The following is a 24,427-nucleotide window of genomic DNA, read 5'->3' as shown; positions in this document are numbered from 1 at the left end:
ACGCCCGGTTACATTCCGAACCCGGAAGCTAAGCCTTTCAGCGCCGATGGTACTGCAGGGGGGACCCTGTGGGAGAGTAGGACGCCGCCGAACAAATTTTGAAAGAAGAAGCCCCCAGGCTCAGCCTGGGGGCTTCTTTGCGTTCTAGTGCAATTCGCGGAACAGAGTCAGCCATTGATCAGGGCGGACGAATCCCACTGCAAGGTCGCGGTCGATGCCGGCCCCTGTGAACTTTTTGCTGACACGCTCCGCCGCTCCGGCAGACCGGAGCGAGGCGTACAGAGAACCGCCGATGCCGCTGAAGCCCAACCTGACCAGGTTGTCGTACACGGCCATGTCCTCCGGCGCGACCAGAGGGGTTCTGCGACGTACGAGCCGGAGGACGGCGGAGTCGACGCTGGGGACGGGGCGGAAGCTCTGCCGGTCCACAGAGCCGGCGAGCTGCCAGGTGAAGGTCGGCCAGGTGCGGATGGTGAGCAGCGTCCAACGACCGTAGGCGCCGGCGCGCTTGCGGGCGTACTCGCGCTGGGTGAGGAGCGTGGCGCTGGTGAGGTGTGGGGAGCGGAGGCACCAGTCCACGATGGGTGAGGTGACGGAGTAGGGGATGTTGCCGACCACGGCGAAGGGCTCGTGAGGGGGCCGTACCTGGAGGAAGTCCTTGCGGACGACGTCGATGGTGCGGTGGTGGCGGGTGCGGGTGGTGAGCTTCGTGGCGTGGAAGGGGTCGATTTCGTAGGCGATGACCTTTCGGCAGTGTCGGGCCAGCGCCAGCGTCATCGCTCCGGTGCCCGCACCTGGTTCGAGGACGAGGTCGTGGGGGGAGAGGCGTGCTGATTGGACGATGCGCCGGACGGCGGCAGTGTCGACGAGGAAGTTCTGGGAGAGCTCACGGCGAGCGCTGTTTCGCGCCATGGGAAGGGTGCCCCTTCGGGTCCGAGATGTATGGGTCTCGGAGGCCCGGGGCGTGCCAAGGAGGGTGAGGGTGCGTCCTCAGTGGGCCCGGGCCGGGCCCGTGCGGGGACGCCTCACGGCGATGAACGCCTTGATGATGCCAAAGATGGGCGTGGACATGGGCGTGAAGATAGGTGACCCTCGCGCTGCCCGGCAATCGGTTTTCAGAGGCGTCCGGCGGCTTTGAGGGCCAGGTAGGCGTCGGCCAGGGCGGGGGCGATGTCGGCCGGAGGGGCGTCGATGACGGTGACGCCGTGGCGGGAGAGGCGTTGGGCGGTGCGGAGGCGTTCGGAGCGGGTCTGCTCGGCGGCTGCGGCGGCGTAGACGGCGTCGAGGGTGCCGCGGCCTTCGGCGAGTTCCTGGATGCGGGGGTCGGCGACGGAGGCGATGAGGACTTCGTGCCGACGGGAGAGTTGGGGGAGGACCGGGAGGAGGCCTTCCTCGATGGGGGCGGCGTCGAGGCCGGTGAGGAGTACGACGAGGGAGCGGTGCGGCGCGCGCTGGAGGACGGTGGCGACGAGGCCGGGTGCGTCGGACTCGATGAGCTCGGGTTCGAGGGGGGCCATGGCGTTGACGAGGGCGGGGAGGATGTCGTTCGCGTGGCGGCCCTGGACGGAGGCGCGGATGCGGCGGTCGTAGGCGAGCAGGTCGACGCGGTCACCGGCGCGGGCGGCGAGGACGGCGAGCAGGAGGGCGGCGTCCATGGCGGCGTCGAGGCGCGGGGCGTCGCCGACGCGGCCGGCGGAGGTGCGGCCGGTGTCGAGGACGATCAGGATGTGGCGGTCGCGTTCGGGGCGCCAGGTGCGTACGGCGACAGAGCCTCGGCGCGCGGTGGCGCGCCAGTCGATGGAGCGGGTGTCGTCGCCGGGGATGTACTCCCTGAGGGAGTCGAACTCCGTGCCCTGGCCGCGGACCAGAAGTGAGGTGCGGCCGTCGAGTTCGCGGAGCCGGGCCAGCCGGGAGGGGAGGTGCTTGCGGCTGGTGAAGGGCGGCAGGACGCGCACGGTCCAGGGGACCCGGTGCGAGCCCTGGCGGCCGGCCAGGCCGAGGGGGCCGAGGGAGCGGACCGTGATGCGGTCGGCTGTGCGGTCGCCACGGCGGGTGGGGTGCAGACGGGTCGTGACGCGGCGGCGTTCGCCGGCCGGGATCGTGAGCCGGTGGCGGGAGGCGGCGACTTCGGTGCCGGGTTGCCAGCTGCTGGGGGGCCAGGCGTCGCGCAGGCGGGCGCGGAGCAGGCGGTTGGCCGGGTTGGTGATGGTGAGGTGGACCTCGGCCGCGTCACCCTGGCGCACCGAGGTGTCCCCAGTTCGGGTGATAAGGAGCTTTCGTACTGGCGCGGCTAGCGCGAGGTCGTACAGAATTCCGAATAGCAGGATTCCCTCGACGGCGAGGATGCCGCTCCATCCGGGGAGCAGCACTCCGACGACGAGGGCGCCGATCGCGGCGAGCAGGGCGGTGCGTCCGGTGAGGGCCATGGGTCCGATGCCGGGTCAGCGGGGGACGGGGACGCGGGACAGGACCGAGGTGATGACGGAGTCCGTCGTCACGCCTTCCATCTCCGCTTCGGGCCGCAGCTGGACGCGGTGCCGGAGCGTGGGCAGGGCGAGGGCTTTGACGTCGTCGGGGATGACGTAGTCGCGGCCGGTGAGCCAGGCCCAGGCGCGGGAGGTGGCGAGCAGGGCGGTGGCTCCACGGGGCGAGACACCGAGGCTGAGGGAGGGGGATTCACGGGTGGCTCGGCAGATATCGACGATGTAGCCGGTGATGTCGGACGAGACGGAGGTCTTGGCGACGGCGGCACGCGCGGCTTCCAGCTCGGCGGGGCCGGCGACGGGGCGCAGGCCTGCGGAGTGCAGGTCGCGGGGGTTGAAGCCGTCGGCGTGACGGGTGAGGACGTCGATCTCGGTGTCGCGGGAGGGCAGCGGGAGGATCAGCTTGAGCAGGAAGCGGTCGAGCTGGGCCTCGGGCAGCGGGTAGGTGCCCTCGTACTCGACGGGGTTCTGGGTGGCGGCGACCAGGAAGGGGTCGGGCAGGGGGCGGGGGGTGCCGTCGACCGTGACCTGGCGCTCCTCCATCGCTTCGAGGAGGGAGGCCTGGGTTTTGGGCGGGGTGCGGTTGATCTCGTCGGCGAGGAGGAGGTTGGTGAAGACGGGGCCGGGCTGGAAGGAGAACTCGGCGGTGCGCGCGTCGTAGACCAGCGAGCCGGTGATGTCGCCGGGCATCAGGTCGGGGGTGAACTGGACGCGCTTGGTCTCCAGTTGGAGGGAGGCGGCCAGCGCACGGACGAGGAGGGTCTTGGCCACTCCGGGGACGCCTTCGAGGAGGACATGTCCTCGGCAGAGCAGGGCCACCACCAGCCCGGTGACGGCCGGGTCCTGGCCGACCACGGCCTTGGCGATTTCGGTGCGCAGGGCCTCCAGGGAGGCTCGGGCGCTGTCGGCGGTCGGGGCGCTCACGGGTTGGCGTACCTCTCTTTGGCAAGGATGGAGCGTTCAAGGACGTCGAGTTCGTCCGCGAGCCGCAGCAGGGCGGCGTCGTCGGGCGGCGGCGGACCGTGGAGGAGGGTCCGTACGTCGATCGTCGGGTCGGGCAGGAGGGCGCTTACGGCGGGGGCGAGGGTGTCGGGTTCATCGGCCTGCGAGGGCGGGATCCCCACGAGCGGGGTGAGCCGGTGGCGGGCGGCGGCCCGTAGTGCTTCGGCGGCTCGGCCGCGGGCCCGGGCCCTGCGGTAGAGGCGGGCGCGGCCTTCGGTGGCCTCGGCGGCGCGTACGGCGACGGGCAGGCGTTCGGCGACGACGGGGCCGAGGCGGCGGCCCCGCCAGAGGGCGGCGATCAGGGCGGCGACGAAGAGTTGGAGCAGTGCCCAGTTCCAGCCGCTGGGGATGAGGTCGAGGAAGCTCTGCTGCCCGCCGTTGAGGGCGGTGGTGTCGTTGAGGGAGGGGAGGTACCAGACGAGCTTCGGGTGGGCGCCGAGGAGTTGGAGCGCGAGGGAGGCGTTGCCCTGCTCGTCGAGGTACTCGTTCTGGAGCGGGTCGTAGGCGCCGAGGACGACGGTGTCGCCGCCGTTGCCTACTGGGAGGCGCACCAGGGTGGGGTGGGTACCGCTGAGGTAGCACGAGTCGGCGTTCGGGACCGAGACCGTGTAGGCGATGCCGCCGGTGGTGGCATCGCCGGCCCGGCGAGCGGCGGGCAGGTCGCAGCCGGGGCTGCGGACGTGTACGGAGGCGGTGCTGAGCGCTTCGACCCCCGGAGCGAGGGTGCCGGTGGAGGCGGGGGTTGGCGAGAGGAGCACGGTACGGCCGCCTGAGCGCTCGGTGGCCTTGTGGAGGACGGATTGCTGATGGCCGGTCAGCAGATCGGGGACGGCGACGAGGAGGGTGGTGTCGGGTCCGGCTGCGGCGGCGGCCTGGTCGGTGGTGGTGACGACCTTGGTGGTGACGCCCTGGCCGGCGAGGAGTTGAGCCACGGCGCGGCTGCCCCAGGGGTCGGGGGAGTGTGGGTCGAGGGCGTTGTGGTTCTGGTCGGACTGCATGACGGCGTAGATGGCGCCGAAGACGAGGAGGGCGAGCAGTGCCGCCAGCAGGGCGCGGGAGCGGGTCCACAGCTGGCGGGCGGTGGGTGAGGTCGCGGTGGTGGCGGCCGGTGGTGTCGGTCCGCCGGCCGGCTCGGCAGCCGTGTTGCTCTCGGGAGGGAAGGTGGTGGTCATGCGCGGGCGCCCCCGGGCGCGGGGGTGGCGTCGGCGAACCGCGGTTTGCTGCGCTCCAGTTCGGTGTCGAGGTCGCGCAGGGCGGTGTAGGCCTGCTGGGTGGCGGTGCGGCCGCCGTAGGTCACGTCGTCGAAGGTGCGGGCGGCGTCGCGCAGCGCGGCCGCGCGGGCGGGGAGCAGCCGGCCGGCCTCGTCGGCGGCCTCGTCGGCGGTGCGGCCGGGGCGGGGGTCGAGCACGGTGCGTTCCTCCAGGGAGCGCACGACGGCGCGCAGGCGTTCCTGGACGGCCGGCGTCCACTGGCCCAGACGGGCGAAGTGCTCGGCGGCGGAGCGGTGTTCGGCGGCAGTACGCGGGGCGTCGGCGAAGAGCCCCGCGGAAGGCATCGCGGCCGTACGGAGCTTGCCGAGGCGCAGCCGCAGGGCGACCAGCAGCCCGATGACCAGGGCGATGACGACCACGAGGCCGACGGTGCCCCCGGGGGTGACCCCGGAGGCGGCGGAGAACAGGTCGTCGATCTTCTGCCAGAGCCAGTTCAGGGCGCGATGGAACAGGCTCGGGTCGTTCTGGTGGTAGATCGGCTTGGACAGCTCGTGCCGAGCGGCCTCCCGGGCGGGGCCGCTCGGGATGGTGACCGGTACGTCCCCCGTCACCGGCGTCAGCCCCCGTTGGCGGTGCTGTCGGCGGGGGTCTCTCCGTAGCCGGGGATGCCGGCGGCGCGGGCGAGTTCGATGTCCAGGGCCTCGCGGCGGATGCGCTGGTCCATGTAGAGGAGGGCGGTGACGCCGGCGCTGATCGGGAAGGTGATGGTCGAACCGATCACGGCCCCGATGCCGATGATGACGAGCGAGGCCCAGCTGTAGCCGGAGTCTCCGGAGACGAGGGACGAGAGGCCACCGCTGCCGGTCGCTCCGGCGATGAGGACGAAGGGAATCTGAACGATCGACGACACCATGTAGACCAGGAAGGCGGAGAGCAGCTGGATACCGAACATCCGCCACCACGAGCCGCGCACGAGCTTGGCGGAGCGGGCCATGGCCTTGAAGACGCCCTGCTTTTCCAGCATCAGCGCCGGGGAGGACAGCGTGTAGCGGATCAGCAGCCAGGCGATGACCACGAACGACGCGACGGCACCCAGGAATCCGACGGCGATTCCGGCCCCGCTGGAGCCGGCGACGGCGATCAGGATGCCCGGGGTGATGCCCACCGCCAGGATGCCCACGGCGATGAGGATGAGCAGGCACGTCAGCCCGAGCAGCCGCAGCAGTTGTGGCCGCGCGTCGGTCCAGGCCTCGCGGGTGGTCACCGGTCGGCCGAGCACGGCGCGGCTGATCACCATGGTGAGCATCGCGGTCGCGATCACGACGCCCAGCAGGGTGATGAGCAGCGTGAGGGCGCCGCCGGCGATGGCACCGCTCAGGGCACTGGCGATGTCGTTGGCGCTGGGGTTGGGGTTGTTGTCCAGGGCGCTCAGGCTCGAGTTGTCGGCGAGGACGAAGCCCTGCAGGAGGATCGAGGTGGTCTGGGTGACCAGGGCGACGACGAGGGAGACACCGAGCACGGTGCGCCAGTGGGCGCGCATGGTGGAGACCGCGCCGTCCAGGATCTCGCCGACGCCCAGTGGGCGCAGCGGGATCACGCCGGGCTTGGGAGACGGCGGCCGGCCCCAGTTCGGCTGCTGCCAGCCCTGCGGTTGGCCCCAGCCGGTGCCCGCGGGCGGCGGCGGGGGCGGCGGGGCGGCGGGACCCCAGCCGGTTTGGCCGGGGGCGGACCACTGTCCGGCCGGAGGCTGCTGCTTGGACCAGTTCGGGGGCGCAGAATCCTGGGGCGTGCCGGGGCCGTTCTCACGGTCCGGTTCGCCGGAGGGGGATCCGGGCGAGGCCCAGCCCGGAGAGTCGTTCATCATCGCTCCTTCGTTACTGCGCTTCCCGGTCCATTAACGGTGGGACGGTGGCCATCGTGCCATGGGGTGTGCCGTGCCGTACCCGGGGATGCGTACTGCCCGCGGCGCAGGGCAGGGTCCGCCTCGTGATGCCGCGCCGGGATGGCCCGGTGGCGGGGTGAGAACGCTGTAAATGCGAGTGCTGTCGCGGCAGACTGAGCAGATGGGTGATCAGTTCGTGGAAACTCTGGCCAATGATCCAACGCCCGCACTGCGTTGGGAGGAACCTCCGGAAGGTCCCGTGCTCGTGCTGCTCGACCAGACCCGGCTGCCGGCCGAGGAGGTGGAGCTGGTCTGCACCGATGTGCCGGCGCTGGTGGAGGCGATCCGCACGCTGGCGGTGCGCGGGGCCCCGCTGCTCGGTATAGCGGGGGCGTACGGCGTCGCGCTGGCGGCCGTACGCGGTTACGACGTGGACGACGCCGCCGCGACGCTGGCGTACGCCCGGCCGACGGCGGTCAACCTGGCCTACGGGGTGCGCCGGGCCGCCGACGCCTATCATGCGGCGCTCGCCGACGGCGCCGGTGCCGAGCGGGCCGCGGCGGCCGCCCTCGCCGAGGCGCGAGCGGTGCACGCGGAGGACGCCGAGGCGAGCGCCGCGATGGCCCGGCGGGGTCTGGAGCTGCTGACGGAGCTGCTGCCCGGCGGCGGCTACCAGGTGCTCACGCACTGCAACACCGGCGCCCTGGTCTCCGGCGGCGAGGGCACCGCCCTGGCCGTGGCGCTCGCCGCCCACCGCGCGGGCGAGCTGCGCCGCCTGTGGGTGGACGAGACCCGCCCGCTGCTCCAGGGCGCCCGCCTCACCGCGTACGAGGCCGCCCGCACCGGCATGGCGTACACCCTGCTCACCGACAACGCGGCGGGCTCGCTCTTCGCCGCGGGGGAGGTCCACGCCGTCCTCGTCGGCGCGGACCGCATAGCCGCCGACGGCTCCGTCGCCAACAAGGTCGGCAGCTATCCACTGGCTGTGCTCGCCCGGTATCACAATGTGCCCTTCATCGTGGTCGCGCCGACCAGCACTTTTGACCTGGAGACCCCCGACGGGGCCTCGATCGAAGTTGAGCAGCGCTCCGGCCACGAAGTGACGGAATCGGCCGGAAACCCCGTGGCACCGCTCGGCACCCAGGCGTACAACCCTGCGTTCGACATCACACCTGCGGGTTTGATAACGGCGATTGTTACCGAAAACGGCGTGGTTTCACCGGTTACGCCCGGTGATCTCGCTGCTTTGTGTTCCCCTCGTGCTCCAGGTCACGATCAGGTAATGGGATGATGGTGCGTATGAAGGGACGTGTCCTGGTCGTCGACGACGACACCGCACTGGCAGAGATGCTTGGCATCGTGCTGCGCGGCGAAGGTTTTGAGCCGTCGTTCGTGGCCGACGGTGACAAGGCCCTTGCCGCATTCCGGGAGACCAAGCCCGATCTGGTTCTCCTCGACCTCATGCTCCCCGGACGCGACGGCATCGACGTATGCCGCCAGATCCGGGCCGAGTCAGGGGTACCCATCGTCATGCTCACCGCCAAGAGCGACACGGTCGATGTCGTGGTGGGCCTGGAATCCGGGGCTGATGACTATGTCATCAAGCCGTTCAAGCCGAAGGAGCTGGTTGCCCGGGTACGTGCCCGGCTGCGCCGTGCCGAAGAGCCGACACCCGAGCAGCTCGCCATCGGCGACCTGGTCATCGACGTCGCCGGCCACTCGGTCAAGCGCGAGGGGCAGCCGATCGCGCTGACCCCTCTGGAGTTCGACCTGCTGGTGGCGCTGGCCCGCAAGCCGTGGCAGGTCTTCACCCGTGAGGTGCTGCTGGAGCAGGTGTGGGGCTATCGGCACGCCGCCGACACCCGCCTGGTGAATGTGCACGTCCAGCGGCTCCGCTCCAAGGTCGAGAAGGACCCCGAGCGTCCCGAGATCGTGGTGACGGTCCGTGGCGTGGGCTACAAGGCGGGTCCGGGCTGACATGGCGGTGCCGTACGGGCGTGAGCGACTGGAGGGCCTTCGCGGCGGGAGTCCGTGGCGAGGGCTGCCTCCGGTGCTCCGCTCGTGCGTGCGCTGGGGGCGCCGCCCGCTGGACCCCGCGCTGCGGCTGTGGCGGCGCAACATCCAGCTCCGGGTGGTGGCCACCACCCTGCTGATGTCGCTGGGTGTGGTGCTGCTGCTGGGCGTGGTCGTCATCGGCCAGGTCAAGAACGGGCTGCTCGACGCCAAGCGGCAGGCCGCCCAGAGCCAGGCCATCGGCGGGTTCGGCGTGGCGAAGGAGAAGGCGGGCAACACCTCCGACTCCTCCGGCGCCGGCACCTCCGCCCGCGGTCAGACCGACGCCGGCGCCTGGCTGACCGCCCTGGTCGAGCAGCTCGCCAGCGGCGGCCAGGGTGCGTATTCCGTCGTCGCGCTCAGTTCCGACGCCCAGCCCACCAGTGACAGCGGCGACAGCGCGGGCACCCGCGGCCCGCGCGCTTCGGGCTCGGTCCTGCCCGAGGACAGCGTGCCGACGCAGCTGCGCGCCGCGCTGGACACCAGCACCAAGGTGCAGTGGCAGTACACGACCCTGCTGCGGGAGAACCAGAGCGAGGGCCAGGCGGCGCTCGCCGTCGGCCAGCGGATGGAAGACCCCAACGGGCATCCGTACCAGCTGTACTACCTCTTCCCCTTCGACCAGGAGGAGAAGACCCTCAACCTGGTCAAGGGCACCCTGGCGACCGCCGGGATCTTCGTGGTGGTGCTGCTCGGCGCCATCGCGTGGATGGTCGTACGGCAGGTGGTCACGCCCGTCCGGATGGCCGCCGGGATCTCCGAGCGGCTCGCGGCCGGGCGGCTCCAGGAGCGGATGAAGGTCAGCGGCGAGGACGACATCGCGCGGCTCGGCGAGTCCTTCAACAAGATGGCGCAGACCCTCCAGGTCAAGATCCAGCAGCTGGAGGACCTGTCGCGGATGCAGCGCCGCTTCGTCTCCGACGTGTCACACGAGCTGCGCACCCCCCTGACCACCGTCCGCATGGCCGCCGACGTCATCCACGACGCCCGCGAGGACTTCGACCCGGCGACCTCCCGCTCCGCGGAGCTGCTGCAGACCCAGCTGGACCGTTTCGAGTCGCTGCTCTCCGACCTGCTGGAGATCAGCCGCTTCGACGCGGGCGCGGCCGAGCTGGCCGCCGAGCCGATCGACCTGCGGGACGTCGTACGCAGGGTGGTCGAGGCGGCCGAGCCGCTGTCCGAGCGCAAGGGCAGCCGGGTCGTCGTGCGCGGCGACGAGCAGCCGGTGATCGCCGAGGTGGACGCCCGGCGGGTCGAGCGCGTGCTGCGCAACCTCGTGGTCAACGCCGTCGAGCACGGCGAGGGCAAGGACGTCGTCGTACGGCTGGCGTCGGCGGGCGGCGCGGTCGCCATCGCCGTACGCGACTACGGGGTCGGGCTCAAGCCCGGCGAGGCCACCCGGGTCTTCAACCGCTTCTGGCGTGCCGACCCGGCCCGCGCCCGCACCACCGGTGGCACCGGCCTCGGCCTGTCCATCGCGGTCGAGGACGCCCGGCTGCACGGCGGCTGGCTGCAGGCCTGGGGCGAGCCGGGCGGCGGCTCGCAGTTCCGGCTGACCCTGCCCCGTACGGCCGGCGAGAGCCTGCGCGGCTCGCCGATCGCCCTGGAACCGGAGGACTCCCGGCGCAACCGCGTCCTCAGGACCCCCGTGCCGCCGCCCGCACCGGTGACGGCCGTGGCCCGGGTGGTCGCCACGCGCGACTCCGGACCCGCGCTGCCCGGCCCCCGTATCGCTCCCGCCATCCCGTCCATCCCGCCGATGCCGGTCGCCCCGCACCGCCCGCCCGCGGCCGACCCGGCGGCGCTGCCGGGCAGCGGCGCGCGGGTCGTCGGGCACGGGGCCGGCGCGGTCGGTACGAGGAACCCGAGCACCGGCACCGGTACAAGCACCAGCACCAGCACCGCCTCCGGCAGCGGCACCGTCGACGAGGCGCGGGAGGACCAGCACTGATGCGGGCGATGGGGGGCGGCCCTCGGGGCCAGGTTGACCTTCGGGGACTTCGCGGCCTTCGAGGCTTTCATGGCCTTCGGGGCATACGTGGCCCGGTCAGGGCCGGCGTGCTGCTGGGCTGCCTCGCGCTGCTCGCGGGATGCGCCTCCATGCCCAGCAGCGGCGAGGTGCGCAAGGTCGACGGCGCGCAGCACGACGACGCGGACACGCAGGTGCGGGTCTACGGCGTCAAGCCGCAGAAGGGCGAAAGCGCGACGCAGATCGTCAGCGGCTTCCTCGAGGCGACGACCAGCAGCGAGGTGAACTACGACACCGCGCGCGAATATCTGGCGAAGAGCCTCAAGAAGACCTGGGAGCCCAACGCCCGGATCACCGTCCTGTCCGGCGGCCCCCTGCAGAGCCTCGAATCCGGCGGGACCGACCGGTCCGACACCGCTCAGCGCTACGCCACCGTCAGCCTGGCCGGCACGGCCGTCGCCGCGGTGGACAGCAAGCACGCCTACCGGGCCGTCGACACCCAGTACCGCAAGGAGATCCACCTCTCCAAGGAGAACGGCGAGTGGCGGATCGACGACGTGCCCAACGGACTGGTCCTCAGCGCGGCCGACTTCCAGCGGCTCTACCGCTCCGTCGACATCTACTTCTACGCCGCCCTCGGGCCGGATGCCGCCGGCACGCGCCGTGACGTGCTGGTGGCCGACCCGGTCTACCTGCGTCGTACGCAGATAAACCTGCTGCAGTCGACGGTCGGTTCGCTGCTGTCCGGGCCCACGGACTGGCTGGATCCGGTGGTCGGCTCCGCCTTCCCTTCCGGTACGACGGCCAAGGACCTGTCCCTCGACGACTCGCAGCATCTGACGGTCAAGCTCAGCAAGACCGTCGGTGGCAGCGGCCAGGACTGCCGGCTGATGGCCGCGCAGCTCATGAACACCGTGCAGGGCGTGGCGACCTCACCGGTGGCGTCGGTGGAGCTGCAGGGTCCCGACGGCTCGGCCACGTGCAGCCTGTCGCAGCAGCAGGCCGCCGCCTATGCCCCCGACCAGGTGACCGGGGCGCCCACGCAGCCCTACTTCATCGACACCCAGCACCGGCTCGTCAGCCTCTCCGGCAACGCCACCACGGCGGAACGGGTGGCGGGACCGCTCGGCACGGGCCAGGTGAACCTGGGCTCGGTCGCCGTACGGCGTGACGAGACCTACGCGGCGGGCGTGAAGGCCGACGGCAGCGCGCTGTACGTCACCCGGCTCGCGGCGGACGCCGAGTTGGGCCAGCCGGTGCTCAAGAGTTCCGGGCGGGGCAAGAACGGCCTCAGCGCCCCCAGCTGGGACGGCTACGGCGGCCTGTGGGTCGCCGACCGCAACCCGGCCAAGCCCCGGCTGCTGATGCTGCCCGACGGCGCGGACAGCCCTGTCGAGGTGACGGTGCCCGACCTCGGGAAGGGGCGGATCGAGTCGCTGCGGGTGGCCGCCGACGGCGTACGGATCGCCATGCTGGTGACGGAGGACGGCCGTACGACGCTGCGGCTCGGCCGGATCGAGCGCGCCGGCACGCAGCAACACCCGCAGCTCACGGTCACCGCACTGCGGTTGGTCACCCCGCACCTGGAGGACGTCAAGGCCGCATCCTGGGCCGGGGTCAGCCGGCTGGTGGTGGTCGGCCAGGAGTCGGGCGGCGTGGAGCAGATCCAGTACGTCGACGTCGACGGCTCGGCCTCCGACACGACGACACTGCCCGGCATCAGCGGTGTCGCGTCGGTCGCGGCGTCCGAAAGCCAGGACAAGCCGCTGCTCGCGGAGCTGGGCGACGGGATCTTCCGGCTTCCGACGGACGCCAACTGGAAGCAGGTCAGCCCCAAGGGCAGCTCGCCCGTCTACCCGGGCTGACCGGCGGCTCGCGCCGCTCGCGCGCGCATTTCGGGTTATCCACAGGCGAGTTGTCCACAGGCGAGCCGGCGGCCCTGGCGGGGCGGCCCCGATGGGGGCAACCTTGGACATATGCGGGGGTTGTGGCGGGAGCTGGTGGGGGTGGTGTTGCCGGCGGAGTGCGCGGGGTGCGGGGAGGCGCGGACGGGGTTGTGCGAGGGGTGCAGGGGGGCGCTGGGCGCAGGAGTGGTGCGGGCGAGGCCGGATCCGGAGCCGGCTGGGCTGCCGGAGGTGTACGCGGCGGCGGCGTATGGCGACGAGGTACGGGCGGTGCTGATCGCCCACAAGGAGCGCGGGGCGCTGGGGCTCGCGCGGCCGCTGGGGGCGGCGCTGGCGGGGGCGGTGTCAGCGACGGTGCGCTCGGTGGCGGGGAGGCCGGGCGGCGCGGAGGTGCTGCTGGTGCCGGTGCCGTCTTCGAGGCGGGCGGTGGCGGCGCGGGGGCATGACGCGACCCGGCGGATCGCCAGGGCGGCGGCCCGGGAGCTGCGGGGCGGTGGCCGCCGGGCACGGGTGGCGGCGGTGCTGCGGCAGGGGCGCGTGGTGGCCGACCAGTCGGGGCTGAGCGCCCGTGAGCGGCTGGCGAACCTCGGGGGAGCCCTGGTGGTCGTGCCCGGTGCCGGGAGGCTGCTGGAGGCGGCGCCGGTGGTCCTGGTGGACGATCTGATGACAACCGGCGCGTCGCTGGTGGCGGCGGCCACGGCGGTGCGGGCGGCGGGAGGAGCGGTGGCCGGCGCGGCAGTGGTCGCGGCGCCGTTGACCGCCCTCGTGAGCCCTGCAGTCAGCCCTTGTGAGCCGGGCAGGTCAGGGAGAAACGGAACTCGACAGTCAGAGCCATCGTTGCAGCTAGTACACGCGGGGGTCACCCGAATGGAGGTATAGAGCCTCTGGGGGTGCCGACCTCCGTCCTCCGGGTCTATGTTCGGTTGTGAGGAACAGTTCACCCCGAATTCAGTGGGTGTCGATCTTCCTCACGGGGGAGGAGGAGGTGAAAGTCGCGGCTTCGCCGCCCGGAAGCCTCCGGAGCGCGCGGAGCGGCAGCTAGCACAGCGCCGGGTGGGACCTGGTGCCCGCCGGCCTCAGCGCAAGGGATGCGCCCCGTCCGACCGGGGCGGTCCGGAACGGAGTTCTGCGTGGACATCGTCGTCAAGGGCCGCAAGACCGAGGTGCCCGAGCGGTTCCGGAAGCACGTGACTGAGAAGCTGGAGAAGATCCAGAAGCTCGACGGCAAGGTGATCAGCCTGGACGTCGAGGTCTCCAAGGAGCCGAACCCCCGGCAGGCAGACCGCTGCGACCGGGTGGAGATCACCATGCTCACGCGCGGCCCCGTGGTCCGGGCCGAGGCTGCGGCGGCGGACCCGTACGCGGCGCTCGACCTCGCTGTGAGCAAGCTTGAGGCACGGCTGCGGAAGGCAGCCGACAAGCGCAGGGTGCACCGTGGCGGCAGCCGTACTCCGACCAGTGTTGCCGAGGCCACAGCGGGGCTGACCGCCCCGCTGGAGTTCAACGGCAGCCGGCCCGCCGCCTCGACGTCCGGTGAGGTGCCCACCACCAGGATGGGATCCGTGGAGGTCCAGGGCGAAGGCCCGATGGTGGTACGGGAGAAGACGCACGCGGCAGCACCGATGGCGCTCGACCAGGCGCTCTACGAAATGGAGCTGGTCGGGCATGACTTCTATCTTTTCATCGACTCCGACACAGGAGTGGCGAGTGTCGTCTACCGGCGGCACGGATACGACTACGGCGTCATTCACCTCAAGGCCGACCCGTCCGCCGAGGAGGCGCCTTCCGGTGCGGGCGGTGCCCTGCGCCGGTGAGTGAGCGTCGAAAGCGGCGCCAACAGCGGCGCCCCCGGGCCTGACACGACCTCGCCCGGGGGCGCCGCCCTGCCTGAGCATGGAATCATGGGGCGGGCAGCCAACGTACGGGCCGCGTAGCTCGGTTGGCCAGGCACGGAAATGTGCAGCTAACCACGGGCGCCGACCCGAGGGGGAGGAACCGATGGCGGACAGCTTCGAGCCCGCGGTGGTCGGCGAAACAGGCCCGGACACCGGCAGGCCGGGCGCGCCGCGCCAGGAGCCGATCAGGGTCCTGGTCGTCGATGACCACGCCCTGTTCCGGCGAGGCCTGGAGATCGTGCTGGCCCAGGAGGAGGACATCCAGGTCGTCGGCGAGGCCGGCGACGGGGCGGAGGCGGTGGACAAGGCGGCGGATCTGCTGCCCGACATCGTCCTGATGGACGTACGGATGCCCAAACGCGGCGGCATCGAGGCCTGCACCTCCATCAAGGAGGTGGCCCCCAGCGCCAAGATCATCATGCTGACGATCAGCGACGAGGAAGCCGACCTCTACGAGGCCATCAAGGCCGGCGCGACCGGCTATCTGCTCAAGGAGATCTCCACGGACGAGGTCGCCACCGCGATCCGCGCCGTGGCGGACGGGCAGTCGCAGATCAGCCCCTCGATGGCGTCCAAGCTGCTCACCGAGTTCAAGTCGATGATCCAGCGCACGGACGAGCGCAGGCTCGTCCCCGCCCCGAAGCTCACCGACCGCGAGCTGGAGGTCCTGAAGCTGGTGGCCACGGGCCTGAACAACCGGGACATCGCCAAGCAGCTCTTCATCAGCGAGAACACCGTCAAGAACCACGTGCGGAACATCCTGGAGAAGCTGCAGCTGCACTCCAGGATGGAAGCCGTGGTCTACGCGATGCGCGAGAAGATCCTCGAGATCAGGTAAGGGCGGCCGCCAGCGCGGCGGCGAGCTTCGGGTCGTCGAGGCGTTCGATACGTACGGAGTCGCAGCCGACCCACTCGGCGGCCTCACGGAGGGCCGCCGCCATGGGCTCGACCGCCTTGGGGCCGTCAAGGGAGACCTGGCGGGCGATGAGCGTGCTGCCCTCACGCGCGGGGTCGGCGCGGCCCACGATGTGGCCGCCGGCCAGGAGCGGCATGGAGAAGTAGCCGTGTATCCGCTTGGGCTTGGGGACGTACGCCTCGAGGCGGTGCGTGAAGCCGAAGATCCGCTGGGTGCGGGGCCGGTCCCAGACGAGGGAGTCGAAGGGCGACAGCAGGGTGGTGCGGTGGCGGCCGCGCGGGGCGGCGGCCAGGGCGGCCGGGTCGGCCCAGGCGGGCTTGCCCCAGCCCTCGACCTCGACCGGGACGAGGCCGGAGTCGGCGACCACCGCGTCGACCTGGTCGCCCTTGAGGCGGTGGTAGTCGGCCAGATCGGCCCGCGTGGCGACGCCCATCGCCGCGCCGGCCTGGGCGACCAGGCGGCGCATGCACTCTGCGTCGTCGATGTCGTCGTGCAGCAGGGCGTCGGGGACGGCGCGCTCGGCGAGGTCGTAGACCCGCTTCCAGCTGCGCCGCTGGGTGCAGACCACCTCACCGGTGTCCAGCAGCCACTCCACCGCGATCTTGGTCTCGGACCAGTCCCACCAAGGCCCGCCGTTCTTCGCCCCGCCCAACTCGGTTGAGGTGAGCGGCCCGTCGGCTTTCAGCCGGTCCAGCACGGCCGCGCAGGAGCGGGCGGCGTCCTCCAGCACATGCCAGCGGTGCCCGCGCGCCCGCCGCGCCCGGCGGCGGAAGGCGAAGTGCGGCCACTCCTCGACGGGCAGGATGCAGGCGGCGTGCGACCAGTACTCGAAAGCGTGATTCTCGGTCCAGTACGCCTCCTCCACCGCCGGGCGGCCGACGGCGCCCAGCCGCGCGTACGGAATCAGCTCATGGGAGCGCGCCAGCACCGAGATCGTGTCGAGCTGTACCGCGCCCAGGTGCCGCAGCACGCCCCGCACGCCGCCGCGCCGGTCGGGGGCGCCCAGGAATCCCTGTGCGCGCAGCGCGATCCGGCGGGCGTCGTCGGCGGACAGGGAGACAGGTGTCGTCATGCCGGTCAGCGTATGGCGCGGCACTGACAATCAGGCATCGGCCCATCAGGCCCCGGAACATCAGGCTCCGGCCATCAGGCCTCGGACCAGCAGGCCCCGACCGTCATCGTCCCCCGACCATCACGCCTCCGGCAGCGGCAGATACGGGGTCGCGGATGTCAGCCCCAGGTCGCTCGGGAGGAGTGAACCCGCCCAGGCGTCGCGCCGTGTGCCCTGGTAGGGGATCTTGGCGCGCAGGGTGCCCTCCATCCGGAAGCCGGCCTTCACCGCGACCGCGCGCGAGCCCTCGTTGCCGGCCTCGGCGTACCACTCCATCCGCTCGACGCCCAGGTCCTCGAAGCCCCAGCGCACCACGGCCCGTGCCGCCTCCACCGTGTAGCCGAGGCCGCGCAGCTCCTTGGCCGTCCAGTAGCCCAGCTCGGCCTGCCGCTGCGGCGCGGAGAGCTCCAGCCTCACCAGCCCCATGGCCCCCACCAGCTGCCCGCCGTCCTTGGTGGTGACGGCGAAGTTGTACATGGTGTCGTCCCGCCAGCCGTCCGGGCAGATCCGGCCCACGAACCCTTCGGCGTGCTCGTACGTATAAGGAGAGGGCACCGACGTCCAGCGCGGGATCTCGGGATCCTGGCAGGCGGCGTGCACGGCCCCGGCGTCGCCGGTGGTGAAGGGGCGGAGCAGCAGGCGCTCCGTCGTGAGGGTTATCGGCTCCATGCCTCGCAGTATCACCGAAATCGGGTGAGAACCGGCCGGTGTGCTGACGGCACCTCCCGAGGGGCTGGTGTCCTCGCTTACGATGGCCGTTGCAGCGGGGCATGACCTGCTGTGCCCAGCGCGAAGTGTGTGCCAGGCCCGACCGGCAAGGAGCCAACCTACGTGTCCGTCCTCAACAAGATCCTGCGTGCAGGCGAAGGCAAGATCCTGCGCAAGCTGCACCGCATCGCGGACCAGGTCAATTCCATCGAAGAGGATTTCGTCAACCTCTCCGACGCCGAGCTGCGGGCTCTCACGGACGAGTACAAGGAGCGTTACGCGGACGGCGAGAGCCTGGACGACCTGCTTCCCGAAGCCTTCGCCACTGTCCGCGAGGCCGCCAAGCGTGTCCTCGGCCAGCGCCACTACGACGTACAGCTGATGGGCGGCGCCGCCCTGCACCTGGGTTACGTCGCCGAGATGCGCACCGGTGAGGGCAAGACCCTGGTCGGCACCCTGCCCGCGTATCTGAACGCGCTGTCCGGCAAGGGCGTCCACCTGATCACCACCAACGACTACCTCGCCGAGCGCGACTCGGAGTGGATGGGCCGGGTGCACAAGTTCCTCGGCCTCGACGTCGGCGTGATCCTCGCCAGCATGAACCCGGCGCAGCGCCGCGAGCAGTACGCCGCCGACATCACCTACGGCACCAACAACGAGTTCGGCTTCGACTACCTCCGCGACAACATGGCGTGGTCGAAGGACGAACTGGTGCAGCGCGGCCACAACTTCGCGATCGTCGACGAGGTCGACTCGATCCTCATCGACGAGGCCCGTACGCCGCTGATCATCTCCGGCCCGGCCGACCAGGCGACCAAGTGGTACTCGGACTTCGCCAAGCTCGTGACCCGCCTCAAGGCGGGCGAGGCCGCCAACCCCATGAAGCGGGACGAGGACGGCAGGCCGCAGCAGGAGACCGGCGACTACGACTTCGACGAGAAGAAGCGCACCGTCTCCATCCACGAGTCCGGCGTCGCCAAGGTCGAGGACTGGCTGGGCATCGACAACCTCTACGAGTCGGTGAACACCCCGCTTGTGGGCTACCTCAACAACGCCCTCAAGGCCAAGGAGCTCTACAAGAAGGACAAGGACTACGTCGTCATGGACGGCGAGGTCATGATCGTCGACGAGCACACCGGCCGTGTCCTGGCCGGGCGCCGCTACAACGAGGGCATGCACCAGGCGATCGAGGCAAAGGAAGGGGTGGACATCAAGGACGAGAACCAGACCCTCGCCACGATCACCCTGCAGAACTTCTTCCGCCTGTACAAGAAGCTCTGCGGCATGACCGGTACGGCCATGACCGAGGCCGCGGAGTTCCACCAGATCTACAAGCTCGGCGTCATCCCGATCCCGACCAACCGCCCCATGCAGCGCCTCGACCGTGCGGACCTGATCTACCGCACCGAAGAGGCGAAGTTCGCGGCCGTCGTCGAGGACATCGCCGAGAAGCACGAGAAGGGCCAGCCGGTCCTGGTCGGCACCGTCTCCGTCGAGAAGTCCGAGTACCTCTCGCAGCAGCTCGCCAAGCGCGGCGTGCCGCACGAGGTGCTCAACGCCAAGCAGCACGACCGTGAGGCCACGATCGTCGCCCAGGCCGGCCGCAAGGGCGCCGTCACCGTCGCCACGAACATGGCCGGTCGCGGTACCGACATCAAGCTCGGCGGCAACCCCGACGACCTCGCCGAGGCGGAGCTGCGCCAGCGCGGCCTTGACCCGATCGAGCACGTCGAGGAGTGGGCGGCGGCCCTGCCGGAGGCGCTCAAGCGCGCCGAGGCGGCGGTCAAGACCGAGTTCGAGGAGGTCAAGGACCTCGGCGGGCTGTACGTCCTCGGGACCGAGCGGCACGAGTCGCGCCGTATCGACAACCAGCTGCGCGGCCGTTCCGGCCGTCAGGGCGACCCGGGCGAGTCCCGCTTCTACCTGTCGCTGGGTGACGACCTGATGCGGCTGTTCAAGGCGCAGATGGTCGAGCGTGTGATGTCCATGGCGAATGTGCCGGACGACGTCCCGATCGAGAACAAGATGGTCACGCGGGCCATCGCCTCGGCCCAGTCGCAGGTCGAGCAGCAGAACTTCGAGATCCGTAAGAACGTCCTGAAGTACGACGAGGTGCTGAACCGCCAGCGCGAGGTCATCTACGGCGAGCGGCGCCGGGTCCTGGAGGGCGAGGACCTGCACGAGCAGGTGCGGCACTTCATGGACGACACGATCGACGACTACATCGCGATCGAGACCTCGGAGGGCTTCGCCGAGGACTGGGACCTCGAACGGCTGTGGGGCGCGTTCAAGCAGCTCTACCCGGTCACCGTCACCATCGAGGACCTCGAGGAGGCGGCCGGCGACCGTGCCGGGATCACCGCCGAGTTCATCGCCGAGATGGTCAAGGACGACATCCACGAGCAGTACGAGGAGCGCGAGAAGTCCCTCGGCGAGGAGATCACCCGCGAGCTGGAGCGGCGGGTCGTGCTGTCCGTCCTCGACCGCAAGTGGCGTGAGCACCTGTACGAGATGGACTACCTGCAGGAGGGCATCGGCCTGCGGGCGATGGCGCAGCGCGACCCGCTGGTGGAGTACCAGCGCGAGGGCTTCGACATGTTCACGCAGATGATGGACGGCATCAAGGAGGAGTCCGTCGGCTACCTGTTCAACCTGGAGGTCCAGGTCGAGCAGCAGGTCGAGGAGGTTCCGGTGGCGGCCGAGGCCGCGGACGAGGTGCCGTCCCTGGTCAAGCAGGACGCGCGCCCCGAGATCCGCGCGAAGGGCCTCGAGGCCCCCAAGCGGGCGGACCGGCTGCACTTCTCCGCCCCGTCGGTGGACGGCGAGGGCGGCGTCGTCGAGGGCGACTTCGACAACGGCGACGGCGATTCGGCCGCCGAGTCGGACGGCCTCACGCGCGCCGAGCGCCGCAAGGCCCAGCGCGGTGGGCGTCGCCGCAAGAAGTAAGGCAGCGCGCGCAGCAAGCGCCGGGGCCGGCTTCCCTTCGGGGGGCCGGCCCCGGCGCTTTTAGCCGGCCCCGGCGCTTTTACCCCGCCTCCACTGCCTCGATCGCGGTACAGGTCCAGCCGCGCACGCTGTGCGGGCCGTGCCCCGACCCCATGGCGCGTTCCAGGCGGAAGGCGATGGCGCGGACGCAGTCGCGGGTGAGGGCGACCACGGCGGTGACTTCCAGGGCGCCCTGGCCGGCGGCGGTCCAGCGGCAGCGGCGGAGGGAGGGCAGGTGGCCCCGGGCGCGGTGCCGCCAGTCGGCGCGGGCGTTGGTGAGGTCCCAGAGGCGGTCGTAGTCCTCGTCGGTGATGAGTCCGGCCAGGCAGGCGAGCGGACGGCGGCCGGTGAGGATACCGAGCAGGCGGTCGGCGAACCAGATGTGGGGCGGCGGCGGGGCCCCGGGCGTGCGGTGGGGCGCGGCCGGTCGGCGGCGGGTGATGGTCGTGGTGGTGACGGTCATGGTGGTGCCCCCGTGCGTGGTGGTGCCGGTGTCCGGCCTACTGGCCGGTAACCAGGGTTATACCGGGGGCGGGCGGCCCGACGGGGCCGCTGCGGGCGCGGTCCGGAGGGTGTGGGCGGTTCACCTATCAGGGGGGCGCCGCACGTATGCTGACGCCATGCGCGTCTACATCCCCACGACCCTTCCCGGCCTGGCCGAGGCCCTCAAGGCGGGCGAGCTGGGTCCCGCTCCGCTGGATGCGTTCGCCGTCACTCCCGCGCTGCGCGAGTGGTACGTCTCGGACGACATCGAGGAGCTGGAGTACGCCGCGCTGACCCGCGCCGCGCAGGCCTCGCTGCGGCAGCTCGCGCTGCGGCCGGATGCCCCGCGCCGCCGGGTGATCGTGGCGGTGGACATCGCCGACTCGGCGGTGTCGTACGACCCCTCCCGGAGCCTGGACCCCGCCGGTCTGGGCGAGGTGCGGCTGGCGGACGTGGTGCCCCTGGCCAAGGCCGCCGCGGTGCACGCGGACGCCGATGACGCGCAGGCGGACATCGCGGCGGCCGCCGACGCGCTGGGCGCGGCGGACGCGGGGGACGACGACGCCCGCTTCGTCGTGGACGGCGCGGAGGACCACGAGCTGCTCTGGTACGCGACCCAGGAGATCCAGGGACTGCTCGAATAGGTTCTGCCCGAATCGGGCCCTAAGGCCTGCCGGCTTTGTGACCTCTGGGTTTGTCCATTTGTCGGCGGGGCTGGGTACGGTGCTTGATGTGAACGCGCATCTCGTATGGGACTGGAACGGCACCCTGCTCCATGACATCGACGCGGTGATCGAGGCCACGAACGCCTCCTTCGCCGAGATCGGGCTGCCCAGGATCACCCTGGCGCGGTATCGCGAGCTGTACTGCGTACCGGTGCCGAAGTTCTACGAGCGGCTGATGGGCCGGCTCCCCACCGAGGACGAGTGGGAGGTGATGGACGAGATATTCCACCGCCACTACTGGACGCTCGCCGGCACCTGCGGCCTCGCCGAGGGCGCGGCGGAGATCCTGGCCCGCCGGCGGTACGAGGGCCTGACCCAGTCGCTGTGCTCGCTCGCCCCGCACGAGCGGCTGCTGCCGATCATCCGTACGCACGGCATCGAGGACCACTTCATACGAGTGGACGGCCGCGTCGACGGCAGCCACACCGGCAAGTCCCAGCAGATGGCCCGCCACCTCGCGGCGATCGAGGGCATCGACATCGACCCCGGCCGGGTCGTCGTCATCGGCGACGCGGTGGACGACGCCGTGGCCGCCGCCCACGTCGGAGCGCAGGCCGTGCTGTACACCGGGGGCTCGCACAGCCGGATCAGCCTGCAGGCGGCCGGGGTGCCGGTGGTCGACAGTCTGGCGGAGGCCGTGGAGGTCGCGGAGTCGCTGGTCGGCTGAGCCACAGGTCTGAGCCATAGGCCGGGGCCACACGGTCTGAGCCACAGGTCTGAGCCCCTGGCCGGGGTCCACTGGTCGGGCGAAAGGTGCTCACCAAATGTAGTGGGCTAAGTACGCTGAGACGTATGACACTCGGCTTCGGTGGGCGGCGTGGCGGGGAACTCCCGGTTGAAGTGACCGAGTTGGTCGGCAGGATCACGGAGCTGGGCAAGGTGCGCAGACTCCTCGACCGGGCGCGGCTGGTGACCCTGACCGGCCCCGGCGGGGTCGGCAAGAGCCGCATAGCGCTGCGCACCGCCACCGAGGCGAAGCCGGACTACGCGGACGGGGTGTGCCTCGTCGAGCTGTCCGAGCTCCAGGACCCGGAGCTGCTGCCGCACACCCTGGCCACCTTTCTCGGGCTGCCCGAGCAAGCGGCCAGGGCGCCGCTGGATCTGCTGGTGGAGTATCTGCAGGACCGGCAGGTGCTCATCGTCCTGGACACCTGCGAGCACCTGGTCGACGCCTGCGCGATGCTCGCCGACGTGTTGCTGCGCGAGGCGCCCCGGGTCACCGTCCTGGCCACCAGCCGCCAGCCGCTGGACGTGCCGGGGGAGCACATGCTGCAGATCCCGCCGCTGCCGGTGCAGGACGCGGTGACGCTGTTCGGGCGGCGGGCGGCGGCGGTCGTCCCGGGTTTCGCGGTCACCGACGCCAACCGGGCCGATGTGCTGGTGCTCTGCCGCCGCCTGGACGGCATCCCGCTCGCCATCGAGCTGGCCACCGTACGTCTGCGGGCCATCCCGCTCGACCAGCTCTCCGCCCGTCTGGAGGACCGTTTCCGCATCCTCGGCGGCAGCCGCCGCACCAGCCTGCCCCGGCACCAGACCCTCCGTACGGCCATCGGCTGGTCCCATGAGCTGTGCTCGCCGGAGGAACGGCTGCTGTGGGCCCGGCTGTCGGTCTTCGCCGGCACCTTCGACCTCGCCGCCGTGGAGCAGGTCTGCTCCGGCGGCGACCTGCCCCCGGCCGCGGTCCTGGAGCACCTCATCGCGCTGGTCGACAAGTCCGTCGTCCTGCGCGTCGACGACACCACCGGCGGGAAGGCCAGCACCCGCTACCGGCTCCTGGACACCATCCGCGAGTACGGTGCCGAATGGCTCGCCCAGACCGACGGCGTCATGGCCTGCCGTCGCCGTCACCGCGACCACCACCTGCTGCTCGCCGAGCGTTTCTACGACCGGCTGCTCACCGACGACCAGGTCCCCCTCTACCAGGCCCTCGTACGCGACCAGGCCAACTTACGGGCCGCCCTGGAGTACGCCTTCGCCGAGCCGCAGGGCCTCCTCCACGGCCTTGTCCTGGGCAGCAAACTCTGGGCGTACTGGCTGACCGCCGGCCTGCCCACCGAGGGCCGCTACTGGCTCGACAAGGGCCTGTCCCTCAGCCCCGAACCTGGCCCCGAACGCTCACACGCGCTGGTCGTCTCCGGCATGCTCGCCCTCATGCAGGGCGACCTCGGCGCCGCCCTCACCCGCTTCGAGGAGGCCCGCCGCACCGCCGAGCAGGTCGGCGACCCGACGGCCCTCGCGTACGCCATCGGCTACATCGGCGGCGTCCACGGCCTGTACGGCGAGGCCGAGCGCTCCCGCGAGCTCACCGACGACGCCCGCGACCGGCTGCGCGCCCTCGACGACCGGCTCGGCCTGGTCATGTCGCACTACCAGGAGGGCTTTCTGCGGGCCGTCATCGACGACATCCCCGGCGCGATCGAGATGTGCGACCTGGCGCTGGAGTACCTGGGTGAGGAGGCGGCCGAGGAGTGCATGATCCAGTCCAACATCATGCTGATCAAGGGCATCGTCGCCTGGGACGCCGGCGACCGCCCGGAATGCGCCCGGCTGATCCGTGCCGCGCTGCTGAAGAAACGCAAGCTGGGCGAGGTGTGGGGGCTCGCCCATTGCACCGAGGCCCTGGCCTGGGTCGCGGCGCAGGACGGGCGCTACGCCCGTACGGCCTGGATGCTCGGCGCCGCGCACACGCTGTGGCGGCGCATCGGCACCCCGATGTTCGGCGTCGAGACCCTGCTCCATCAGCACGCCCGCTCCGAGGCGGCGGCCCGAGAGGCGCTCGGCGCGCAGGTGTACGAACGGCTTTTCGACCGAGGCGCGCGGCTCCCGCTGGACCGCGCCGTCGAGCTGGTCCTCGCCGACGCCGACTCACCATTACGGGTGCCCGCCCCCGACTCCGAACGGCGCGGCGGGGCGGACGGCCTCACGCCGCGCGAGCGTGAGGTCGCCGCGCTGGTCGCCCAGGGGTTGTCCAACCGGGAGATCGCCGAACGCCTGGTGATCTCCAAACGGACCGCCGACGCCCACGTCGAGCACATCCTCGCCAAGCTGGGTGCGTCGTCGCGCACGGAGATCGCTGCGCTCGCGGGTGAGGTGTAGACGGC

20 protein-coding genes and 1 rRNA gene are annotated in these 24,427 nt (G+C 71.3%); 12 read left to right on the top strand and 9 right to left on the bottom strand.

What is annotated here, in order from left to right; genetic code table 11:
• Nucleotides 1-93 (top strand): 5S ribosomal RNA (gene rrf, locus ACFXJ5_RS23895); the annotation flags it as partial.
• A 51-nt stretch (nt 94-144) separates the two neighbouring features.
• Here the strand turns inward: rrf and erm are convergent.
• The 6 genes from erm to ACFXJ5_RS23865 form a co-directional block, all read right to left on the bottom strand.
• On the bottom strand, nt 145-912 hold the full coding sequence (gene erm / locus ACFXJ5_RS23890; protein ID WP_384634475.1) for an ErmE/ErmH/ErmO/ErmR family 23S rRNA (adenine(2058)-N(6))-methyltransferase: 768 nt from the start codon (nt 910-912) through the stop codon (nt 145-147).
• Nucleotides 913-1,115: 203 nt separating this feature from the next.
• Nucleotides 1,116-2,426, bottom strand: a complete 1,311-nt coding sequence (locus ACFXJ5_RS23885; RefSeq protein WP_384634472.1) for a DUF58 domain-containing protein — start codon at nt 2,424-2,426, stop codon at nt 1,116-1,118.
• A 15-nt stretch (nt 2,427-2,441) separates the two neighbouring features.
• Nucleotides 2,442-3,407: an AAA family ATPase gene (locus tag ACFXJ5_RS23880; RefSeq protein ID WP_384634469.1), complete on the bottom strand. Its 966-nt coding sequence runs from the start codon at nt 3,405-3,407 to the stop codon at nt 2,442-2,444.
• Nucleotides 3,404-4,657 (bottom strand): DUF4350 domain-containing protein, encoded by a 1,254-nt coding sequence (locus ACFXJ5_RS23875; RefSeq protein ID WP_384634467.1) that lies wholly within the window; start codon nt 4,655-4,657, stop codon nt 3,404-3,406. Before ACFXJ5_RS23875 ends, ACFXJ5_RS23880 begins: the two co-directional genes overlap by 4 nt.
• Nucleotides 4,654-5,307 carry a DUF4129 domain-containing protein gene (locus tag ACFXJ5_RS23870; protein ID WP_384634464.1) on the bottom strand — a complete coding sequence of 218 codons (654 nt, stop codon included), beginning with the start codon at nt 5,305-5,307 and terminating at the stop codon, nt 4,654-4,656. Before ACFXJ5_RS23870 ends, ACFXJ5_RS23875 begins: the two co-directional genes overlap by 4 nt.
• 5 nt (nt 5,308-5,312) lie before the next feature.
• Nucleotides 5,313-6,557 (bottom strand): DUF7544 domain-containing protein, encoded by a 1,245-nt coding sequence (locus ACFXJ5_RS23865; protein WP_384634461.1) that lies wholly within the window; start codon nt 6,555-6,557, stop codon nt 5,313-5,315.
• Nucleotides 6,558-6,759: 202 nt separating this feature from the next.
• Between ACFXJ5_RS23865 and mtnA the strand changes: the two genes are divergently transcribed.
• The 7 genes from mtnA to ACFXJ5_RS23830 all read left to right on the top strand — a co-directional run bounded on the left by mtnA (nt 6,760) and on the right by ACFXJ5_RS23830 (nt 15,236).
• On the top strand, nt 6,760-7,869 hold the full coding sequence (gene mtnA / locus ACFXJ5_RS23860; RefSeq protein ID WP_384634458.1) for an S-methyl-5-thioribose-1-phosphate isomerase: 1,110 nt from the start codon (nt 6,760-6,762) through the stop codon (nt 7,867-7,869).
• A complete protein-coding gene (gene mtrA, locus ACFXJ5_RS23855) occupies nt 7,866-8,555 on the top strand; it encodes a two-component system response regulator MtrA (protein WP_127359471.1) in 690 nt (229 codons plus the stop codon). Before mtnA ends, mtrA begins: the two co-directional genes overlap by 4 nt.
• Before the next feature lies 1 nt (nt 8,556).
• On the top strand, nt 8,557-10,581 hold the full coding sequence (mtrB, locus tag ACFXJ5_RS23850) for an MtrAB system histidine kinase MtrB (protein ID WP_384634454.1): 2,025 nt from the start codon (nt 8,557-8,559) through the stop codon (nt 10,579-10,581).
• 149 nt (nt 10,582-10,730) lie between these two features.
• The gene (locus ACFXJ5_RS23845; RefSeq protein ID WP_384634451.1) at nt 10,731-12,464 is read left to right on the top strand and encodes an LpqB family beta-propeller domain-containing protein; all 1,734 of its coding nucleotides are present in this window, start codon (nt 10,731-10,733) and stop codon (nt 12,462-12,464) included.
• Between the two features lie 111 nt (nt 12,465-12,575).
• A complete protein-coding gene (locus ACFXJ5_RS23840; RefSeq protein ID WP_384634448.1) occupies nt 12,576-13,382 on the top strand; it encodes a ComF family protein in 807 nt (268 codons plus the stop codon).
• A 251-nt stretch (nt 13,383-13,633) separates the two neighbouring features.
• Entirely contained in the window at nt 13,634-14,317 is a 684-nt protein-coding gene (hpf, locus tag ACFXJ5_RS23835; RefSeq protein ID WP_384634445.1) for a ribosome hibernation-promoting factor, HPF/YfiA family, read from the top strand.
• Between the two features lie 184 nt (nt 14,318-14,501).
• Nucleotides 14,502-15,236, top strand: coding sequence for a response regulator (locus ACFXJ5_RS23830; RefSeq protein WP_127359475.1), 735 nt, complete (start codon nt 14,502-14,504; stop codon nt 15,234-15,236).
• On the opposite strand, the gene ACFXJ5_RS23825 is transcribed toward ACFXJ5_RS23830, so the two are convergent.
• Together ACFXJ5_RS23825 and ACFXJ5_RS23820 are read right to left on the bottom strand one after the other, a co-directional pair.
• A complete protein-coding gene (locus ACFXJ5_RS23825) occupies nt 15,229-16,386 on the bottom strand; it encodes a winged helix-turn-helix domain-containing protein (protein ID WP_384634442.1) in 1,158 nt (385 codons plus the stop codon). The two genes, ACFXJ5_RS23830 and ACFXJ5_RS23825, sit on opposite strands and share 8 nt — an antisense overlap.
• A 120-nt stretch (nt 16,387-16,506) precedes the next feature.
• Nucleotides 16,507-17,094 (bottom strand): GNAT family N-acetyltransferase, encoded by a 588-nt coding sequence (locus tag ACFXJ5_RS23820; RefSeq protein WP_384634439.1) that lies wholly within the window; start codon nt 17,092-17,094, stop codon nt 16,507-16,509.
• 162 nt (nt 17,095-17,256) lie between these two features.
• Here ACFXJ5_RS23820 and secA point away from each other — a divergent pair, with 162 nt between their 5' ends.
• On the top strand, nt 17,257-20,079 hold the full coding sequence (gene secA, locus ACFXJ5_RS23815; RefSeq protein ID WP_384634436.1) for a preprotein translocase subunit SecA: 2,823 nt from the start codon (nt 17,257-17,259) through the stop codon (nt 20,077-20,079).
• 79 nt (nt 20,080-20,158) lie between these two features.
• Here secA and ACFXJ5_RS23810 read toward each other — a convergent pair whose 3' ends face one another.
• A complete protein-coding gene (locus ACFXJ5_RS23810) occupies nt 20,159-20,581 on the bottom strand; it encodes an Rv3235 family protein (protein ID WP_384634433.1) in 423 nt (140 codons plus the stop codon).
• A gap of 157 nt (nt 20,582-20,738) precedes the next feature.
• On the opposite strand from ACFXJ5_RS23810, the gene ACFXJ5_RS23805 reads away from it, so the two are divergent.
• The 3 genes from ACFXJ5_RS23805 (at nt 20,739) to ACFXJ5_RS23795 (ending at nt 24,422) form a co-directional block, all read left to right on the top strand.
• Nucleotides 20,739-21,245, top strand: a complete 507-nt coding sequence (locus ACFXJ5_RS23805; RefSeq protein WP_384634431.1) for a DUF6912 family protein — start codon at nt 20,739-20,741, stop codon at nt 21,243-21,245.
• 88 nt (nt 21,246-21,333) lie between these two features.
• The gene (locus tag ACFXJ5_RS23800) at nt 21,334-21,993 is read left to right on the top strand and encodes an HAD family hydrolase (RefSeq protein ID WP_384634428.1); all 660 of its coding nucleotides are present in this window, start codon (nt 21,334-21,336) and stop codon (nt 21,991-21,993) included.
• A gap of 125 nt (nt 21,994-22,118) precedes the next feature.
• Nucleotides 22,119-24,422 (top strand): ATP-binding protein, encoded by a 2,304-nt coding sequence (locus ACFXJ5_RS23795; protein WP_384634425.1) that lies wholly within the window; start codon nt 22,119-22,121, stop codon nt 24,420-24,422.
• The last annotated feature ends 5 nt before the right edge of the window (nt 24,423-24,427 follow it).

It is taken from the genome of Streptomyces sp. NPDC059373, from assembly GCF_042751495.1.
Lineage (GTDB): Bacteria > Actinomycetota > Actinomycetes > Streptomycetales > Streptomycetaceae > Actinacidiphila.
This window is presented reverse-complemented; position numbering and strand designations above follow the sequence as displayed.

Excerpts from the sequence above, each read along its gene's own strand:
- ACFXJ5_RS23810 (WP_384634433.1), bottom strand. The coding sequence starts at position 20,581 with ATGACCGTCACCACCACGACCATCACCCGCCGCCGACCGGCCGCGCCC.
- ACFXJ5_RS23845 (WP_384634451.1), top strand. The coding sequence starts at position 10,731 with ATGCCCAGCAGCGGCGAGGTGCGCAAGGTCGACGGCGCGCAGCACGAC.
- ACFXJ5_RS23825 (WP_384634442.1), bottom strand. The coding sequence starts at position 16,386 with ATGACGACACCTGTCTCCCTGTCCGCCGACGACGCCCGCCGGATCGCG.
- ACFXJ5_RS23820 (WP_384634439.1), bottom strand. The coding sequence starts at position 17,094 with ATGGAGCCGATAACCCTCACGACGGAGCGCCTGCTGCTCCGCCCCTTC.
- erm (WP_384634475.1), bottom strand. The coding sequence starts at position 912 with ATGGCGCGAAACAGCGCTCGCCGTGAGCTCTCCCAGAACTTCCTCGTC.
- mtrB (WP_384634454.1), top strand. The coding sequence starts at position 8,557 with ATGGCGGTGCCGTACGGGCGTGAGCGACTGGAGGGCCTTCGCGGCGGG.
- ACFXJ5_RS23795 (WP_384634425.1), top strand. The coding sequence starts at position 22,119 with ATGACACTCGGCTTCGGTGGGCGGCGTGGCGGGGAACTCCCGGTTGAA.
- ACFXJ5_RS23805 (WP_384634431.1), top strand. The coding sequence starts at position 20,739 with ATGCGCGTCTACATCCCCACGACCCTTCCCGGCCTGGCCGAGGCCCTC.
- ACFXJ5_RS23875 (WP_384634467.1), bottom strand. The coding sequence starts at position 4,657 with ATGACCACCACCTTCCCTCCCGAGAGCAACACGGCTGCCGAGCCGGCC.
- mtrA (WP_127359471.1), top strand. The coding sequence starts at position 7,866 with ATGATGGTGCGTATGAAGGGACGTGTCCTGGTCGTCGACGACGACACC.
- ACFXJ5_RS23830 (WP_127359475.1), top strand. The coding sequence starts at position 14,502 with ATGGCGGACAGCTTCGAGCCCGCGGTGGTCGGCGAAACAGGCCCGGAC.
- ACFXJ5_RS23885 (WP_384634472.1), bottom strand. The coding sequence starts at position 2,426 with ATGGCCCTCACCGGACGCACCGCCCTGCTCGCCGCGATCGGCGCCCTC.
- ACFXJ5_RS23840 (WP_384634448.1), top strand. The coding sequence starts at position 12,576 with ATGCGGGGGTTGTGGCGGGAGCTGGTGGGGGTGGTGTTGCCGGCGGAG.
- mtnA (WP_384634458.1), top strand. The coding sequence starts at position 6,760 with ATGGGTGATCAGTTCGTGGAAACTCTGGCCAATGATCCAACGCCCGCA.
- ACFXJ5_RS23865 (WP_384634461.1), bottom strand. The coding sequence starts at position 6,557 with ATGAACGACTCTCCGGGCTGGGCCTCGCCCGGATCCCCCTCCGGCGAA.